This is a genomic window from Coleofasciculus sp., assembly GCF_046565525.1.
In the GTDB taxonomy this organism is placed as follows: Bacteria; Cyanobacteriota; Cyanobacteriia; order Cyanobacteriales; family Coleofasciculaceae; genus Coleofasciculus.
In genome coordinates this window covers 1-15,880 of sequence record NZ_JBKHUP010000062.1, presented here as the reverse complement: position 1 = coordinate 15,880, position 15,880 = coordinate 1, and the positions used below count along the sequence as shown (strand labels likewise).

14 protein-coding genes are annotated in these 15,880 nt (G+C 45.9%); 7 read left to right on the top strand and 7 right to left on the bottom strand.

Annotated features, from left to right (window positions below):
- Window positions 1-373 precede the first annotated feature (373 nt).
- Together ACLGGO_RS21430 and ACLGGO_RS21425 are read left to right on the top strand one after the other, a co-directional pair.
- Window positions 374-559, top strand: a complete 186-nt coding sequence (locus tag ACLGGO_RS21430) for an NblA/ycf18 family protein (protein ID WP_446336274.1) — start codon at window positions 374-376, stop codon at window positions 557-559.
- A 529-nt stretch (window positions 560-1,088) separates the two neighbouring features.
- On the top strand, window positions 1,089-1,970 hold the full coding sequence (locus ACLGGO_RS21425; RefSeq protein ID WP_446420829.1) for a universal stress protein: 882 nt from the start codon (window positions 1,089-1,091) through the stop codon (window positions 1,968-1,970).
- A 352-nt stretch (window positions 1,971-2,322) separates the two neighbouring features.
- Here the strand turns inward: ACLGGO_RS21425 and ACLGGO_RS21420 are convergent, their stop codons facing one another.
- On the bottom strand, window positions 2,323-3,321 hold the full coding sequence (locus ACLGGO_RS21420; RefSeq protein ID WP_446420828.1) for a GAF domain-containing protein: 999 nt from the start codon (window positions 3,319-3,321) through the stop codon (window positions 2,323-2,325).
- A gap of 191 nt (window positions 3,322-3,512) precedes the next feature.
- A complete protein-coding gene (gene mrdA / locus ACLGGO_RS21415; protein WP_446420827.1) occupies window positions 3,513-5,306 on the bottom strand; it encodes a penicillin-binding protein 2 in 1,794 nt (597 codons plus the stop codon).
- 376 nt (window positions 5,307-5,682) lie between these two features.
- On the opposite strand from mrdA, the gene ACLGGO_RS21410 reads away from it, so the two are divergent.
- From ACLGGO_RS21410 to ACLGGO_RS21395, 4 genes are all read left to right on the top strand, one after another.
- Window positions 5,683-6,816 carry an ABC transporter ATP-binding protein gene (locus ACLGGO_RS21410; protein ID WP_446420826.1) on the top strand — a complete coding sequence of 378 codons (1,134 nt, stop codon included), beginning with the start codon at window positions 5,683-5,685 and terminating at the stop codon, window positions 6,814-6,816.
- Window positions 6,817-6,821: 5 nt separating this feature from the next.
- Window positions 6,822-7,229, top strand: coding sequence for a hypothetical protein (locus ACLGGO_RS21405; RefSeq protein ID WP_446336279.1), 408 nt, complete (start codon window positions 6,822-6,824; stop codon window positions 7,227-7,229).
- A 2-nt stretch (window positions 7,230-7,231) separates the two neighbouring features.
- Window positions 7,232-8,347: an ABC transporter substrate-binding protein gene (locus ACLGGO_RS21400; protein ID WP_446420825.1), complete on the top strand. Its 1,116-nt coding sequence runs from the start codon at window positions 7,232-7,234 to the stop codon at window positions 8,345-8,347.
- 106 nt (window positions 8,348-8,453) lie between these two features.
- Window positions 8,454-9,335 carry an ABC transporter permease gene (locus tag ACLGGO_RS21395; protein ID WP_446420853.1) on the top strand — a complete coding sequence of 294 codons (882 nt, stop codon included), beginning with the start codon at window positions 8,454-8,456 and terminating at the stop codon, window positions 9,333-9,335.
- A 53-nt stretch (window positions 9,336-9,388) separates the two neighbouring features.
- On the opposite strand, the gene ACLGGO_RS21390 is transcribed toward ACLGGO_RS21395, so the two are convergent.
- The 5 genes from ACLGGO_RS21390 to ACLGGO_RS21370 all read right to left on the bottom strand — a co-directional run bounded on the left by ACLGGO_RS21390 (window position 9,389) and on the right by ACLGGO_RS21370 (window position 14,692).
- Entirely contained in the window at window positions 9,389-10,777 is a 1,389-nt protein-coding gene (locus ACLGGO_RS21390; RefSeq protein WP_446336281.1) for an amidohydrolase family protein, read from the bottom strand.
- Window positions 10,778-11,124: 347 nt separating this feature from the next.
- Window positions 11,125-11,421, bottom strand: a complete 297-nt coding sequence (locus tag ACLGGO_RS21385; protein ID WP_446336287.1) for an Mpo1-like protein — start codon at window positions 11,419-11,421, stop codon at window positions 11,125-11,127.
- Window positions 11,422-11,495: 74 nt separating this feature from the next.
- Complete coding sequence (locus ACLGGO_RS21380; protein WP_446420824.1) at window positions 11,496-13,076, bottom strand: mechanosensitive ion channel family protein; 1,581 nt, start codon at window positions 13,074-13,076, stop codon at window positions 11,496-11,498.
- A gap of 295 nt (window positions 13,077-13,371) precedes the next feature.
- Window positions 13,372-14,196, bottom strand: coding sequence for a M90 family metallopeptidase (locus ACLGGO_RS21375; RefSeq protein WP_446420823.1), 825 nt, complete (start codon window positions 14,194-14,196; stop codon window positions 13,372-13,374).
- A 106-nt stretch (window positions 14,197-14,302) separates the two neighbouring features.
- Window positions 14,303-14,692, bottom strand: coding sequence for a hypothetical protein (locus ACLGGO_RS21370; RefSeq protein ID WP_446420822.1), 390 nt, complete (start codon window positions 14,690-14,692; stop codon window positions 14,303-14,305).
- 236 nt (window positions 14,693-14,928) lie between these two features.
- Between ACLGGO_RS21370 and ACLGGO_RS21365 the strand changes: the two genes are divergently transcribed.
- The gene (locus tag ACLGGO_RS21365; RefSeq protein ID WP_446420821.1) at window positions 14,929-15,696 is read left to right on the top strand and encodes a hypothetical protein; all 768 of its coding nucleotides are present in this window, start codon (window positions 14,929-14,931) and stop codon (window positions 15,694-15,696) included.
- Window positions 15,697-15,880: the final 184 nt, after the last annotated feature.

Below are 15,880 nucleotides of genomic sequence, written 5' to 3'. Positions count from 1 at the left end.
TGTATCTGGTATAACAAACGCTAAAGCATCAAATTCGTAGGAATTAGAGCCGTTTAACTCCAGTATGGCAATGATGTCAAAGTTTGCTGATGTTCAGTAAATATACTCAAGTAACTGTTCACCTTGAGCAGTTTGCTCTAGGAACAAGCTGATACAACTGCCTCAATCCAAGAGCGGAAACTTTTCCGAGGGGTTCTCCATCTTGGGATTTAAGAGAAATCTTCATTTGGAGGTATGGTCAATTTGTCAAACAATTGTTACTATTTTTAATATAGCTTGGGAACCCTTGACCCGTTCACAGAACCTAGCCCTTGCCAAATGGCAGCTTGGGTCATCTGAATGTCCATTGTTTCTAGCATTTGAGGAGATAACCATGTCCCAACCCATTCAACTTTCCCTAGAGCAACAATTTAATATCCGCTCGTTTGAAACCCAGGTGCAGAAAATGAGCCGTGAGCAAGCTCAAGACTTTCTCATCAAGCTCTACGAGCAAATGATCATGCGTGAGAATATGTATAAGGAGTTTCTCAAGCATGAATGGGGTCTAGAACCTAGTTAAAAGTACGAGAAGTGGTCCCTATGTAGTGGGCGACCTCCGTCTCTTGCTCGGTTCCTGCGGTGGAAAGGAGCTGGGGATGCTGGGGCGTCAACTCTATATTTTGGCTTTGGTAGGTTAGGGACTGTTGAAGATTGTCCTTTCTGCTTGCTTTCAGGTGTACTATTAACCTAGGAAAATTGGATTAGATTAGCTTGAAGTATTCACTCTCTCAAACACACAACGCCACATCAGTGAAAAGGGAGTGCAGCGAATAGGCAGAAATGATTAGCCTAAAAATAATTTAGCTACATTGAGCGAAAATACTCTTGTCCTCATTTATGATTGGACAGCGAACTGATGTAGAGCTTGGATAGTTTAGAGCAGACGGCGTTCAACAACACCATTGTTGATTTGCCTGGTATTGTCTCAAAGAAAAAGCAAAAGTTAATCATAGACATCCTCCAAGCGGTAAGCTTGAATCCGTAAGCAGCCCAACGCCAAACTTGTTTTGCCTCTGGGATCTGTGATAAAAAAACAATTCTCCTATCCTATGTTTCAGCGTTGCTTAATTTGCACCGATTTTGCCGACGGTTTGTATCGGTTAGTCGAGTTTGTACCCAGTTTAGCGGCTAATGGTATCCGAAAGATTATCTTTCTCCATAGCGTACCGTTGTGGGAGGAAGGGGAAATTCCCCGGATAGATGAGGAAGGAATTGCCCGCGCTCGCTCCCGCCTAGAAGCTGGATTAAAGACTATACCAGAGGGCGTGGAGGTTCACATCGAAGTTATCTCAGGGCGTCCTTTAGATAATATACCCAAAGTTGCCAAACGCTACGACGCCGATGTGATTCTGATGGGGATGGAAAGCCGCAATTTTTTACAAGAAAAGCTTTTTGGTAGCACTACAGCCGGATTAGCGAGGAGTTCTACCATTCCACTCCTGATTCTGCGTCCCCAACTGATTTCGACTTATACCTGTGAAGAACTCGATCTGCGCTGTCAACATCTATTCCGCTATTTTCTAATTCCTTATAATGGCGGTAAGGCGTCGGAGTATCTCTTGCAAAAGGTGAAAGCTTATGCTCAAAATCGCCCCGATCGCTCACTCTCTGAGTGCTTGTTAATATGGGTGATTGAAGAAGTGGGACGTAAACCCGTATCGAAGGAGCAACAGTTGCAAGTAGTCCAGGAGAAGCTCAAGCAGATTAAAGCTGACTTAGAAGCGCTGGGTTTGCAGGTAAAGACAGAAGTCCGCGTCGGTAATCCTTATCTGGAAGTTTTAGAGGCTGGGACAGTTTTTGACATCAGCGCGATCGCGGTTTCCTCGGAAACAATCGGCAGTATTATTGAATTACCCATCCGTAGCTTTGCGGGAGAGTTGATGCGGCGTAGTTGGCATCCCGTTCTCTTCTTTCCGCCGCCACCGAATTAGAGTCTGCTGCAGGGAGTCTTGTGGAGGGGTAGGGAGCAGGGGAAGCCGGGGAAGCCGGGGAAGCAGGGGAAGCAGGGGAAGCAGGGGAAGCCGGGGAAGCAGGGGAAGTAGGGGAAGCAGGGGAAGCAATGATACATTTTCCCTGATAGCGGTGCAAGGGTATGAAATGGTTTTACCCTATTTCCTTGAAGATGATCCAATGTCCATGCTACTCAAAGCCTTGATAGATAAGGGTTTTGCCGTTGTGCAGCAAGCCCGAATTAAGTCAAAGACTTGAATAAAGGGCGACCCCTTGCAGAGTGGGTGGACTGGAGTTGTTAATTGATGTCAGCGGGTCGCCCCTAGAGAAGGATTATAATAGCTTAGCTAAGCTCTGCTGTAGCTGTTTCTCTCGCTGCCTGAGTTCAGCAATCAGCTCATCTTCTCTCAGGACAACACCACCTCGGGTAATTTTTTGATTCGTTTGCAGTTTGTGAGCCAGTTGATGACAGAGCTGACATTTCCCTAAGATACCCATAATTGATGGGGCAAACTTGGCAAAAACGAATTCATCTTCCGAGGTAAACCCTTTCTTGTCAATTCGCTGGGATAAGTCTTCGTTAGAGTTTGAATTAGGTTTGAGCTTGTTAATGAATTGGGCAACAGCAACAACGTCTTTTTGCCGATTCAATAGGGGCCAAGCCAGAATCGTATAAGTGCGGTAACCTGTTTTTTTATCCGTTTTCTTCGCTTGTTCTGAACGGGGATCGTCGTAGACATCAAAGGGAATATTGATCATGTTTGAGGAGCGAGCAGCCAGACCAACAATCCCCTTGTTCATTGGGATATCAATGATTAGGGAACCCCCTTTCCCATCCTCAGCAATTAAAGAACCTACTTCCTCCTTGTGCTGATCGATTAAAAAGATGCTGGTGCGATCGGCACTCAGCAAGTCTCCAGCTTTACGGGTGATACGACCTAACATTTCACAAAGAGTACGTACCAGATCCTGTAACGCTCTATCAACCGTTACTTTTTGGGCAAACAAACTGGAGTTAAGTTTATTTTCACCCGAATTGAAAGCTAAAGATAAAGAGGTTAACGATGATTCTTTTCCCTCCAAGCCAGCAACTTCTCGCCAATCCAGTCCTAATAGCTGACAAATTTGCAGGAAATTGAGCTGATTTACCGGCTGACCTTTGAGAAAAAGATTATTAATTACAATAGGTAGAGAGCGACCTAGCTGTTCAGCTAGCTCTTGCTCTTGTCCGTTACTCTTATATCTCCAAGCTTGTTCGACAGCTTGGATATATTTAGGATGCACACTCAATGTTTTTGACATATAGGAGCAGCGGAAATCTAACGTAATCATACAATAACTTTCCCGGAACTAGCATCAGCCAATTGGCGCAAAATGAATACGTTATTTGTCCTAGTACAGCATAGAGGATTGAGGATTGGGGAAAATTCCTCCTTGTCTCCCCCTGCTTGCCATAGTTCCACACCTTACGTCTGGAACAAGCTTCCCCTGCTTCCCCCACTCCCCCACGCTTGACACGCGACCTACTTTGCCTTTGCCTCGTCCGGGGACTTGGCATCAAAGTAAGCTTCCAATACCTGCTTAACCATTGGCGCAGCAACGGAACCGCCACCGCCACCGGAATGCTCAGCAAAAGCCACCACAACAATCTCAGGTTTATCAAAGGGAGCAAAGGCACCAAACCAGGCGTGAGGCTTTCCTGGTGGCGCCTCAGCCGTGCCACTCTTTCCAGCTACCGGAGGTAAATGAGGCACATTTAACACTTGCCCCGTACCACCAGCAACCACGGCTCGTAATCCCTTACGCAGGGTTTCTGTAGTTGAAGGTTTCATCTCCATCGACACTCGCCACTTGTCCACCGGCTCATTGTCCTTAAATAAATGCGGTTTAACTCGATAGCCACCATTAGCCGGAACGGCAAACATGACCGCCACTTGCAGGGGGGTTGCCTGAGTAAATCCCTGACCAATGGACATATTCACGGTATCCCCAACTGTCCATTCCCAGTTAAAGCGCTCCCGCTTCCAGGCATCATCCGCAATCAAACCGGCAGCTTCTTCAGACAACTCAATTCCTGTGGGTTGACCAAATCCATAGTTCCTCGCCCATTCAATCAAAGTAGGTCCACCTACCCCTTTGCCAATTTGACCATGAAACGTATTACTACTCCACGCCATAGCTTGCTGGTATCCCAACGGACCAAAACCTGCACGGTTCCATTCGCCAAAGGATGTACCCCCAACATTCAGTGCCGCAAAGGTTGGCAACACGGTACTTGGTCCATATTTTCCGGACTCCATACCGGCTGTTTGGGTCACCACCTTAAACGTACTCGCCGGTGGAAACCCACGCATCGCCCGATTGACAAAGGGATTTCCTTTCCCTTGCAATTGCTTCCACATGTCTGGGGTAATCCGGCTGGAGAAAATGTTGGGATCGAATGTGGGACGGCTAACCATGGCTAAAACCGCTCCATTTCTGGGATCAATGGCAACAATCGCTCCCTTTTGATTGCCCAATGCGGCTTCGGCTGCCTTCTGAGTCTTTAAATCGAGAGTAATTTGCAGATCTTTACCCGATTTTGCCTCTTTTTCACCCAAAATTCTCAGAACTTGACCCGCACCATCGACCTCAACTTGCTGACCGCCCCATTCTCCCCGCAGGGTTGGTTCAAAGGCTTCTTCAACCCCCATCTTGCCGGCAACATCACCCATGCGATAACCGTTGGCGCGGCGTTCTGCTAGTTCTTGATCATTCAGTTCACCGGTGTATCCCAAAACGTGAGCAGCTAAATCCCCATTGGGATAGTCTCTTACCGCTTCGATATCCACCTCTATCCCATCTAGTTGATGACTATACTCCTGTAAAGCGGTGATTTGGGCAGGTGAGAGACCCCGTTCAATTCGGATCAGTGAGGGTGAATTAAAGCCAGCTCGTTCGACCCGTTTTTGAATCTCCTCTTCCGGAATAGTTAACAGTTGGGATAAACGTTGGCGCGTTTGGGGCCATTCGGCTTTTTTCAGCGCCACGGGCCACAAAAACACGGAATGAGACAAGCGAGAACTGGCTAGCACTTTGCCCTTGCGGTCAAAAATATTGCCCCGCACCGGCTGCTTCGGCACCAGCCGAATCCGGTTATTTTCAGCCAGTTGTCGGTTACGTTCTCCCTGAACCAACTGTAAATACGCCAGACGAGAACCCATGGCTCCAACGAGGAACAAGCTGATAATCAGCATGACAATAACCGATTGGTAATTTCGTCCAACGGTACGGGGTGTCGTTTGGCGACCTACGGAATAGGGCTGAACTACGGTCATGGTAAACAGCTTCTCAACTCTCTTCAGTAATTTGTACTTAGTCTAGTGTTGATTGTGACGCTTTTTTCACAAAAGTGGCTTATCTGTCCCAAACTAGGTCGTTAGCCCAGTCACACAAGGTGAAATAATAGCGCATCCTTTCCGAGAATGCATTCCAGGGGACGTTTTTGACTAACAGCGTGCAGGATCATGGAGCCAGAGAGCAATGTTCCTACAGGTAACAGGCTATGTCTGGGAGCAGTGGAAATTTTAGCGGGTCAGTTATCTGAAGCCACCCCACACAATTAGTAGACAGATAAAATAGACCCAAGTATAAAAATCAGATAGGGTTTCATCGGTCAAATCAGGGCGACTTTGTGTTAGTGAATGAATTATTATGTTTCAACCTTCCGTCAAAGACCAACGCGCTCCGGATATTACGGCTGAGCTTGATGTTGAACTCCGCAAGGTTTTCAAGGTTTTCAACGGCGAGACCGCCGTTCGGGGAATTGACCTGAAGATCCGACGGGGAGAATTTTTTAGCATTCTCGGTCCATCGGGTTGCGGTAAAACGACCACCCTGCGCTTAGTCGCAGGATTTGAGTCCCCATCGGCGGGTGAGGTCTTGATTCAAGGGCAACCTATGAATCAAATACCTCCTCATCGCCGACCGGTCAATACGGTATTTCAAAGTTATGCTCTATTCAATCACCTGACTGTTGCGGAAAATGTCGCCTTCGGGTTGCGACTGAAAAAGCTCAAGGGGACAGATGTTGAGGATCGAGTCAAACAAGCCCTCAAACAGGTGAAAATGGAGACTTATAGCAATCGATTTCCCGCTCAACTGTCTGGAGGACAACAACAACGGGTAGCATTAGCACGAGCCTTGGTGAATCGTCCCACGGTTCTGTTGTTGGATGAACCCTTGGGGGCTTTAGATTTTAAGCTTCGCAAAGAAATGCAGGTGGAACTGTCCAACTTGCATCAGGATTTGGGGTTAACGTTTATTATGGTGACCCACGACCAAGAAGAAGCTTTGAGTCTGTCTGATCGGATTGCTGTGATGCGGGCGGGGAAAATTGAACAAGTGGGCAATCCCACTGAAATCTATGAACGTCCCCGTACCCCCTTTGTGGCTGATTTTATTGGTGATACAAATCTGTTTAAGGGTCGCCTGCACGCTGCCGATTCCTCTACGCTACAGATTATCACGTCCAGTGGTTTAGAGATGGTTGTGCAGTCCCCTGAGGTCAAAGAATGGGGGAGTAACTCCAAGGAAATGGTGGTTAGCGTGCGTCCGGAGAAAATTCGCTTGAGCCTTTCACCGCCTTCCTCAACCGTGAATTGCTTTGAAGGTCGTCTCAAACATGTTATGTATCTGGGAACTCACGTTCACTTGGTCGTGGAACTCCTAACCGGCGATCGCCTGACGGTGATGCTGCCGAATAATACCATGAATAAGCTACCCGAACCCCATACCTCAGTGTACGCCCGTTGGACAACGACCGATTGTATCGCTTTGGAGGAGTAATCACTATGGCAGAATCAGGAGTACGGTTGTTTTTATCCGAATTGGAGTCCCACTGTAACTCAAGTGCGATCGCGACGTTCCTCAATAGTAATGGTGACTCCTTTGCCATTGACCTTAATCGTCAGGGAAATAAGGTAACCTACGGAACACAGTTGGATATCAAGGAATTCTTTGTCGCCAAACTTTTGGGGGGATGTCAACCCCATGGTTCGTTAATCCTGCGTTCTTTTACGCCTGATATTGACGAATTTACCCAATTACCCATAAAAGAATTACGCGGCTATGTCCTGCAAGGGAATGGGAATGATCTCGAATTTGAGAAACTTCCCCCCAAGATCATGTTTGCCTGTCACAACACTGATGCGGAAACCGGCGAACCTTTGCCCCTAGAACAATCTGTCCGCTATTGCTAAAAATGATTAACCAGCCAACATCCCGAAAACGACCAACCCGCCGTCAGTTTTTACAAGCGGCGGCTTCAACTTTACCCTGGCTAACGCTGTCAGGGTGTGGCTGGAGACTGGCGAATGTGAGCCCTGCAGCGGGGAGTCAAAACGATGGCAATCTGTTATACATTTATACCTGGTCTGGCTATACTGACCAAGATTTGTTAGACCGCTTCGAGGCAGAAACAGGTATTAGAGCGATCGCGGATGTCTATGATTCTAATGAAGCGATGCTGGCTCGACTACAGGCGGGTGGCGGGGGCGCTTACAGCATCATTTACCCTTCGGAGTATATGGTGCAAAAGATGATCAATATGGGGATGTTGCTAGAACTCGAACAATCCCGCATTGAGGGGATCTATCGGTTGTTTTCCCGTTTTCAGGAAGCCGATTATGATCCGGGGAATCGCCACTCTGTTCCCGTCAGTTGGGGAACCACAGGCTTGATTTACAATACCCAGCAAGTCCAACCTCCTCCAGAAGATTGGGACTATCTGTGGGTGTATCAGCAGCAATTGGCAAAACGGATGACCTTGCTTAATGATGTGCGAGAAGTCATGGGCGCTGCGTTGAAAATGTTGGGGTATTCTTACAATTCCACCAACGTGGAACATATTCAAGCGGCGTATCAAGCCCTGAGGGACTTAAAACCTGCGATCGCGTCTTTTACGTCCGATGCTTGGCGTCCCCAAATTCTCAGTGGAGATTTGAAAATCGCCATGTGCTATTCTTCCGATGCCACTGAAATCATGCCAGAAAATGAGGATTTACGCTATGTGCTTCCTGAAAGTGGTTCCTCTCTCTGGATTGATACCCTAGCTATTCCCAAAACCGCTCCCAATATCGATGGCGCTTACGCTTGGATTAATTTTATGTTGCAGCCGGATGTCGCCGCACGCATCGTCGAACGCCTCAGTTTTGCTACCCCCAATAAAGCCGCCTATAATCTTTTACCTCCCGAACTTAAAAATAATGCCAGTCTATTTCCCCCAGAAGAAGCACTGGAACGGTGCGAAAATTTGGAACCTTTAGAAGAAGTTGAAGCCGTCTATGAACGCTACTGGACAAAACTAACCAGCTCTTAGTATAAATTCAGGCATTTGTCAATAATTCATAATTTATCATTATACTGTGTCTACCAACAAAAAAATTTCTCCTACCTCCTTACCCAATCCCGCAGCCACGGATAGTATGGCTGAACCATCGTTTATAGAAGAACCCACAGGTCAAGGGCGTCGGTGGCTAGAACCCTTGACGTTATTAGGACCCGCTGGACTGTGGCTGTTTTTATTGTTGGTTTTACCAACCCTGGTCATCTTTGAGTTGAGCTTGGTTCCCGATATTAAACCTGGGGATATTGTCAACCCCTCTGGATTGGAGAACTATCTGCGCGTCTTTGAACCGATTAATCTTCAGGTGATGGCGCGATCGCTGTTTTTTGCGGTGGGTACGATGGTGATTTGTCTGATGTTGGGGTTTCCAGTAGCCTACTGGATTGCTCAGATGGCACCGAAGCGTTGGCAGAATTTACTGTTGTTGGGGTTTATTTTGCCTAATTTTACCTCCTCTCTGTTGCGCTCTTATGCCTGGATTACGATTCTGCGACCCACAGGGGTACTCAATAGCATATTAACGGCGATTGGTTTACCCGCGTTGGAACTTTTAAATACCAGTTCGGCGGTATTAATTGGTATGGCGTATAGTTATTTACCGTACATGGTGTTAATTCTCTATGCGTCTTTAGAGAAATTGGATCAGCGTTTATTAGAAGCGGCGGCGGATTTGGGGGCTAATCCGGTGCAAACGTTTTGGAAGGTAACCATACCCCAAACCTTTTCGGGTATTGCAGCCGGTTCGATTCTGGTGTTTATTACCGCGTTAGGGGATTTTGTTGATCCGGAGTTGTTGGGGGGGGCTTCCAGCATGACGGTATCTCGTCTAATTTACAACCAATTTCTGGGAGCAACACAGAACTGGGGATTTGGTTCAGCGCTGAGTATGGTGTTAATTTTTGCCGTGAGTATTGCGATCGCGCTTTTGATTAAGTATGGGGATATGGAACCGCAGCGCTAGTAATAAGAGACGTTCCGGGGGAACGTCTCTACTAATCAGGTTGCTCTCTAGTCTTAAACGCTACCAACCATGAGTTTTTCTGGTAGTGATTGACGCAAACGCTCGCCGTATAAGGCTAACGCATTCCCCGCCAACAGTAGTCCTAGATGTTCTCGGTCATAATCGGCAACAGTTGCAGCATCCTGGACACAGCCGTGCAGCACACCATCCCAGTGACCATAATCCCCAGAGAAACAGGTTAAATGCTTACCAATCTCACCCATCGCCACGGGCAAATAAGCCGGACCTGGATCATCGGATTCAAAGGAGGTAAAAATTTGACCTCGTTCAAAATACTCTAAGGGGTCACGGTGACGCAAGTCATAATGTTCATACAAGCTAGCATCATCAATTTTGGTCGGATCATGTGCCGCATTCCACAACAAATCAAACAGGTTTTTCGCCTGAGAGATAATGTTGACATTATCGCGTCCGCCTTTTTCTTGAATCATCAACTTGGTGAATTCCATTAAAGAGGGACGATAGGGATGTTTCGGGTCAAAGTCGCGAATCCGCTTTTCCCAGTGTTCGTGGAATGCATGGGCTAAATCTGGCACCCAACCACAACCGCCTTCTAAGAAGCCAACCCGTAAGGTGGGGAATTGTTCAAACGCCCCGTCAAATACCATCCGCGCTAATGCCAATTGTTGCTGGTTGCGCTGGACGAAAATATGGTTGAGGACAAAGGTTTCCAGATGATCTGCAATTCCGCCCACCATGTAGGAACCAGGTCCCCCGTGAATCCCTAAGCCAATATTTAAGTCTACCGCCGCTTGTAAAATCGGACGGAAGTCAGGATGGCTAATTGCCTTACAGGTGCGGATTTCGGGAAACGCATCGGGGGCTTTGGGATGGGGAATGGGCATATTTGGCGCAACGGCGACGCTAATCATCCCCAATTCGTTGACGCAGCGATACATTTCCTTAACCGCTTCGTCTACATCCTGAAGACAAATAACCCCAATGGGTTTGAGGCGATTATCGTAACCCCGGCAATCATCTGCCATGTAATTGTTGTAGGCGCGGCAGAGTGCGATCGCAAAGTCTTTATCCAGAATACTGGAAAAGATCAGATTCAGCGTGCCAAAGATAACATGGACATCAATCCCCTCTTGATCCATGTGTTGAATCCGCACCCGGTTGAACATCGCACCTAATGTGGTATCTGGATGCAGATTGCGAAAGCCGCCTTTACCTAACCCCTGAGGTTGGGGAAACATCCGCAGGAAGTCATTTTTCCCAGTTTCTGGATTAAAGTCGATAATCTTTGCCCGTTGATCACCGAGACTATCAATCACTAAACCGACGCGATCGCGATACTCTGGTTCTAGATAATCCCGCATAATCATCGGATTCTCTAGCTTATGAGCATCCGCATCGATCACTAGCAAGTCTTGATACATTCTCACTCCTCAATGTATTGATGAAGGCGTGAAGTACCCCAACTTGCTTCGCTGAAGTTGGGGCTTCCAACTAGCAAGCAAGGACGGTCTTATTCGTCTTCGGGATTTCCCGTTTCATCCGCCGACGCCTCCAAAAGTTACCTTTTATTGGTCTTACTCAGCGTCCACAGGCAGCCGTCCGCCTTCCGCAGACAGTAATATTATTGTTAGCCCGCTTGGTTAGAGCGGTTTATGGTTAGAATTCTAACCGGATAATGGCTCGCCTGGGTAGAAGGAAAAAATGCCCCAGGGATTTGGTATTACCCATCTCCCAGACGTAGCATGCTACGTCTCTACACTATGCCCAATCACCCCTTCCTGGCGGGACGCAAGCCAAACCAGTTCTCGAATGACCAAGACAGGGAGGCGAGGATGGTGATACCGGGATACTTGCGAAACGCGGGTTCGTTTTTCTCAAAGAACGCATGTCCCCCTAAAGCAAACACTTGGGTGAGGATGAGGCAAACCAAGGTTAAGCGCCAATCATAGAATAGTAAAATTACGGCTGCGATCGCGAGTAGGTTGGTGAGGTGGTGCAGCCTCTGATTGATCGGATGCCGATGAGAGGCGATGAAATGGGCTTTTGCTTGTTGGAAGTTGTTCAACAATGGGACTCTCCTACAGTGACACTCAACTCAGCCAGCTTAAAACATTTTAGTGCCGTGGCACACCTATTAAATTATTCTTCATTTTTAATCAGAGCCGGACAGAGAATACCTTCGGATCGCAAGGTATCCATAAACATCTTCCGCAGAATGCGCTGGATTAGAATATGCTTTCCTGGCTGTACCTTTGTTAATGTCCGCAGCAACAAGTTAGACTCCCCTAGACTTTCCACACCCTCTACTTGTGTGGTTTCAAGGACATCGGGATAATTGGCTTTTAATTCCTGTCCTACCTCTTCAACAACTTGATAGACATGGGCTAAGTTGGCATTATAGGGTACGCAAACTTCTACGACGGCAAATATGTATTCTTTGGAGTAGTTAATCACTGAGCCAATCGCACCATTGCGAATAATCTGTAATTGACCATTAGGATGTCTGAGACGAGTGGTTCTCAGTTCAATCGCCTCCACCGTCCCCTCGACGACTTTCTCTTCCACGTTCCCGGCTTCAATATAATCCCCGACTAAATAGTAGTTTTCAAACAGAATAAAGAAGCCACAAACCATATCGTTAACCAGTTCCTGAGCGCCAAATCCTACCGCTAGACCAATAATACCCGCACCCGCTAGGATAGGAGTTGGATCAATATCAAGAGTATACAGGATAGAAACCCCAACGGTGAAATAAATTAAGTATTGCAATATACTGCGAAACAGTGGAATCAGGGTTAAGCGTCTGCTTCTTTGCCTCTCGGTCAAATGTTTCTCTTTAAAGACTAATTCTTCCGCCAGTAAATAAACCACATCATAAAACACCCGACTCAAGAATATCAGGGTAATAATTTTGATAATTCGCAGCCAAAAATCGGACAGGTTGGCGATGACTTCAATCTGCTGAGTTACCAGTGTAGCGATGCAGGCGTAGAGAACCAATTCCAAACACCGCTTCAAAAAGGGGATGAGGTGGCGTAGGCGATCGTAAAATCTTAATAGGTTATCAGGGCTAGAGTATCTGATACTGAGAGCATCTAGGATATCCACGATCGCGGCTGTCGCTTTAATGATGAGTAATCCAACCGCGATGATCAAATAAATGCGTAGGGCGACAAAAATATAGCCAGAAATTACGGCGGGTAAATTTAAAAACAGACTACAGGAACCGATTATCCACAGCCAACTCCCCCATTTTATTCTTTTATAAAGTTCGCTAAAAAAAGCATCAATACTTTCATCATCGGTGCTGCTGCTGTCTAGGTTTTTGGCACGAGTGTTCCCTAGTTCGAGGCAGTATTTGATCAAGGCTAGAGCGATCGCCGATAAAATGACCGCACCAAGACTTTGAGCCATGCCAACTGCCAAGGCTAGCCAAAATCTGGGTGGAATAAGCCTAATCAGGTCGAGTGTATATTTTTGTAAATCTTTCCCTTGATAGATCAAGAAAACATTAACACCGACAATCACCAGGCATAGCACTGAGCCAGTCAGAAGTAATAATCCGGTGATGTTCCGACGCATGATTTTGACTTGTGGAGCGCTGATATTAAATAGTGGGTATTTAATCAACAGCTTTGATGACTGACTCACAAGCCAAGTCAAAACCAAGAAAATGACAATTACCAGACTGACTTCAGCCAAAATAATTAATGCGTTCATAATTTTTCCTCAGCAACACTACCCTTAACTATTTAATTATGATTATGTTGGCATATTTGTTCAGAACATTTGGTATCAAAAAGGTTAGCCGAGTTTTCGGCATGAATAAAATAAAGGTTCTTTACTTATCCTTTTATGGTAGCAAAAAATGGCATGTTTGATAGTTTTTTAAAGTCTGCTACTATCCAGAGATGTTTTCAGCTCCTCTAGTTCGGAGCCATTTTCCTATGAATTGGGATGCTCACGCTATACCTCCTATTCTGAGAATAGTCCAAGATCACAAAGCCCTTGTCGTTCACGTCCACTCTAGTGGGTCTAACTTATAATAATGTTTCAATTGCCGATAAAGCACGGTATGTTTCCTTACCATTTGAGTCGGTTTTTCAAAGAACGTCTCTGTCGCTACAGCAAAAAATTCGGCGGGTTCAGTCGCACCGTATTTATTCATCACTGTTTTTCTACCGCGTTGAGCATCACTTTGTAATTGCTGATACTCTTGTGTAAATACCTGCGCCCACGTCAGATAATCAGTCTTAGATTCAAGCTTCGGTACACCGTTAATCATACCATCACCTTGATCGAGCTGATGGGCAAATTCATGGAGAACCACATTATGTCCATCCTGCCAATTCTGCATATCATATTCGATTTGCTCCCAGGATAGGACAAGTTGATCTCGCGTCCAAGATTCCCCCAATCTCACTTCATCTCTTTCTTCTACGACATAATCACTGATTCGCTTCGTCGGTTTGACCCGATACGCGCTAGGATAAACAAGGATTGAAACCAAATTGGGGTAATAGTCACCGCTATCATTCAGTAAAAGCAGACAAGCTTGGGCAGCAATTGCCAGTTTGATTTCTTCCGTAATCTGTAATCCTCCACAGCCAATAAACTGTTTTTCGGCTAAAAAAACAGCAATGTAACCCTGGAGTTTTGGTTGTAAGGATTGAGGGAGACGGTGATAGAATAGAAAGTTTTGCTCGATAAATGTTTGCCAACGCCCAGGAAAAGGTTTATTTCGGATACGGTTACGTCGCCATTTAGTCAAAAGTGGACTTAATAGAACCCACGCGCAAATCCCAATAATAATTAATAAAACAATAATAGCTTCAAGCATATATTTATTGTAAGTTTTAGTCCTTACCCCCATCCCCCCTAGCCCCCCTTTAAAAGGGGGGGATAAAGGAGGGTGGTAGAAGGGAGCAAGAGGCGAGGTTAAGTGATTACTGATACTCCAGGAAATCATGGAGGATTTCATCGGGTTCGTCATCGATGTCTTTCCAATCCTTAGATACCTCAGACGCGATCGCGGATTGTTGTGTTGGCTTAGTTGTCTGGGTGGGCGACGATGGGGCGGTTGGGGTATTATTAGCTTTTACCTGACTCAGTTTCGCGACTTGTTGGCTGAGGCGGTCAACTTTTTCGGCAAGGGTATCCAATTGTTCGACAGTAGCATAGCGTTTTGCTTCTTTTCCTAGCTGGAAAAATTGAGTCAAAATTTCTACAACCGCCGAGTCAAGGGAGTCGAGTTGGTGTTGCTTTTGGTAGGTTGTCAGAGATTGGTAGAGGGAATCGGAAATAGAAACGCTAGGGACTTTTTTGTTAGAATTCATCGTTTTTGTGGTTCAATATAGAGTACAATTGGGGGATACAGTTCTCATTTTACTTACATTACAGCGTTTCAGTTGTCACAATAGATTTTTCGTAAAGTAACAAAAAAAAAAGCATCCGTTAACTACCCTCTTGAGTAAAAATACAAGAGAGATTTAACCAATCCCGAAAAAGCTAGATGTGATACGTTGGGTGCAGAACTTCGGTCATCGGTCTGTTTTTTAGGAGCAATTCCCTCGTGAAAACTATCATTATATCGGGACTGGTGTTAGCATTCGCGATCGCCTGCCATTCTCCCTTACCCTCTAAGCCTAAAGCTTCCGTCAGTACAGCCCAAAGCAGTACGGATACATTAGCATCGAACGTAAGCCAACCGACTTCTGATTCGGAAACCTCAATCGTTGGCGATAATCCAACAGTTGGTAGAGTTAAAAGTATGGTTAATGGTGACCTAATGTGTTACGTTACCCTGGTTGCTGAAAATAATATTGAATATGAAGTCGGTGCGACTTTTGATATCTGTGCCAACTCTACCCTATTTGTTAATCAAAAAGTACGCCTTTTTTATGAAAGAATTCCTGTTAATGATTGCCAAAGTGCTGAACCCTGTGGCAAGACCAGAATAGAGTCTCTGATTACCCAAATGGAGACTATTGGAGGCGGAAACTCTGAAAATCCCGGAAATTCACAAACACTAAGTAATGGTGACTGGACGATCACGATTGGTAATTGGGATTCTTGGTCAGGAGTGAATGGAACCGGAAATCTGAGCTATCGGGGATGTGATTCCCAAGGTAACTGTATTAATTTAACAAGCGGTCGAGTGACCTGTCGCGATGGGCTATGTACAATAGGGTGGAGAAATGGAAATTATTTTTATGTAATTGAACAACCAATGGATAATCCAGATCGTCCTGAAATATCCGAGAGTTCAACAAGACTTATTCTCCGTCAAGGTTCTGAGATAATTCTAGACGCTACAGGATTTAAAATTGTCTATCCTTAGCCTTTTCCTAATCAGAATTATCTACATTACTCTTTAATTCCTGTACCTTTTAGACGTCGCCTAACTTCAGCTTCTGAACGGTACATGATTTTTGACCGCTAACTCTAATTACCGGAAAAGCGATGGGTGAAGGCTCCCACGCTCTTTAGCTGGGAGATGAAACCGAGCGAACCGTCTAGGTAGC

Bases quoted from the DNA above. Each gene is read 5' to 3' on its own strand.
- ACLGGO_RS21430 (WP_446336274.1), top strand. From the start codon at position 374: ATGTCCCAACCCATTCAACTTTCCCTAGAGCAACAATTTAATATCCGC.
- ACLGGO_RS21425 (WP_446420829.1), top strand. From the start codon at position 1,089: ATGTTTCAGCGTTGCTTAATTTGCACCGATTTTGCCGACGGTTTGTAT.
- ACLGGO_RS21420 (WP_446420828.1), bottom strand. From the start codon at position 3,321: ATGATTACGTTAGATTTCCGCTGCTCCTATATGTCAAAAACATTGAGT.
- mrdA (WP_446420827.1), bottom strand. From the start codon at position 5,306: ATGACCGTAGTTCAGCCCTATTCCGTAGGTCGCCAAACGACACCCCGT.
- ACLGGO_RS21410 (WP_446420826.1), top strand. From the start codon at position 5,683: ATGTTTCAACCTTCCGTCAAAGACCAACGCGCTCCGGATATTACGGCT.
- ACLGGO_RS21405 (WP_446336279.1), top strand. From the start codon at position 6,822: ATGGCAGAATCAGGAGTACGGTTGTTTTTATCCGAATTGGAGTCCCAC.
- ACLGGO_RS21400 (WP_446420825.1), top strand. From the start codon at position 7,232: ATGATTAACCAGCCAACATCCCGAAAACGACCAACCCGCCGTCAGTTT.
- ACLGGO_RS21395 (WP_446420853.1), top strand. From the start codon at position 8,454: ATGGCTGAACCATCGTTTATAGAAGAACCCACAGGTCAAGGGCGTCGG.
- ACLGGO_RS21390 (WP_446336281.1), bottom strand. From the start codon at position 10,777: ATGTATCAAGACTTGCTAGTGATCGATGCGGATGCTCATAAGCTAGAG.
- ACLGGO_RS21380 (WP_446420824.1), bottom strand. From the start codon at position 13,076: ATGAACGCATTAATTATTTTGGCTGAAGTCAGTCTGGTAATTGTCATT.
- ACLGGO_RS21375 (WP_446420823.1), bottom strand. From the start codon at position 14,196: ATGCTTGAAGCTATTATTGTTTTATTAATTATTATTGGGATTTGCGCG.
- ACLGGO_RS21370 (WP_446420822.1), bottom strand. From the start codon at position 14,692: ATGAATTCTAACAAAAAAGTCCCTAGCGTTTCTATTTCCGATTCCCTC.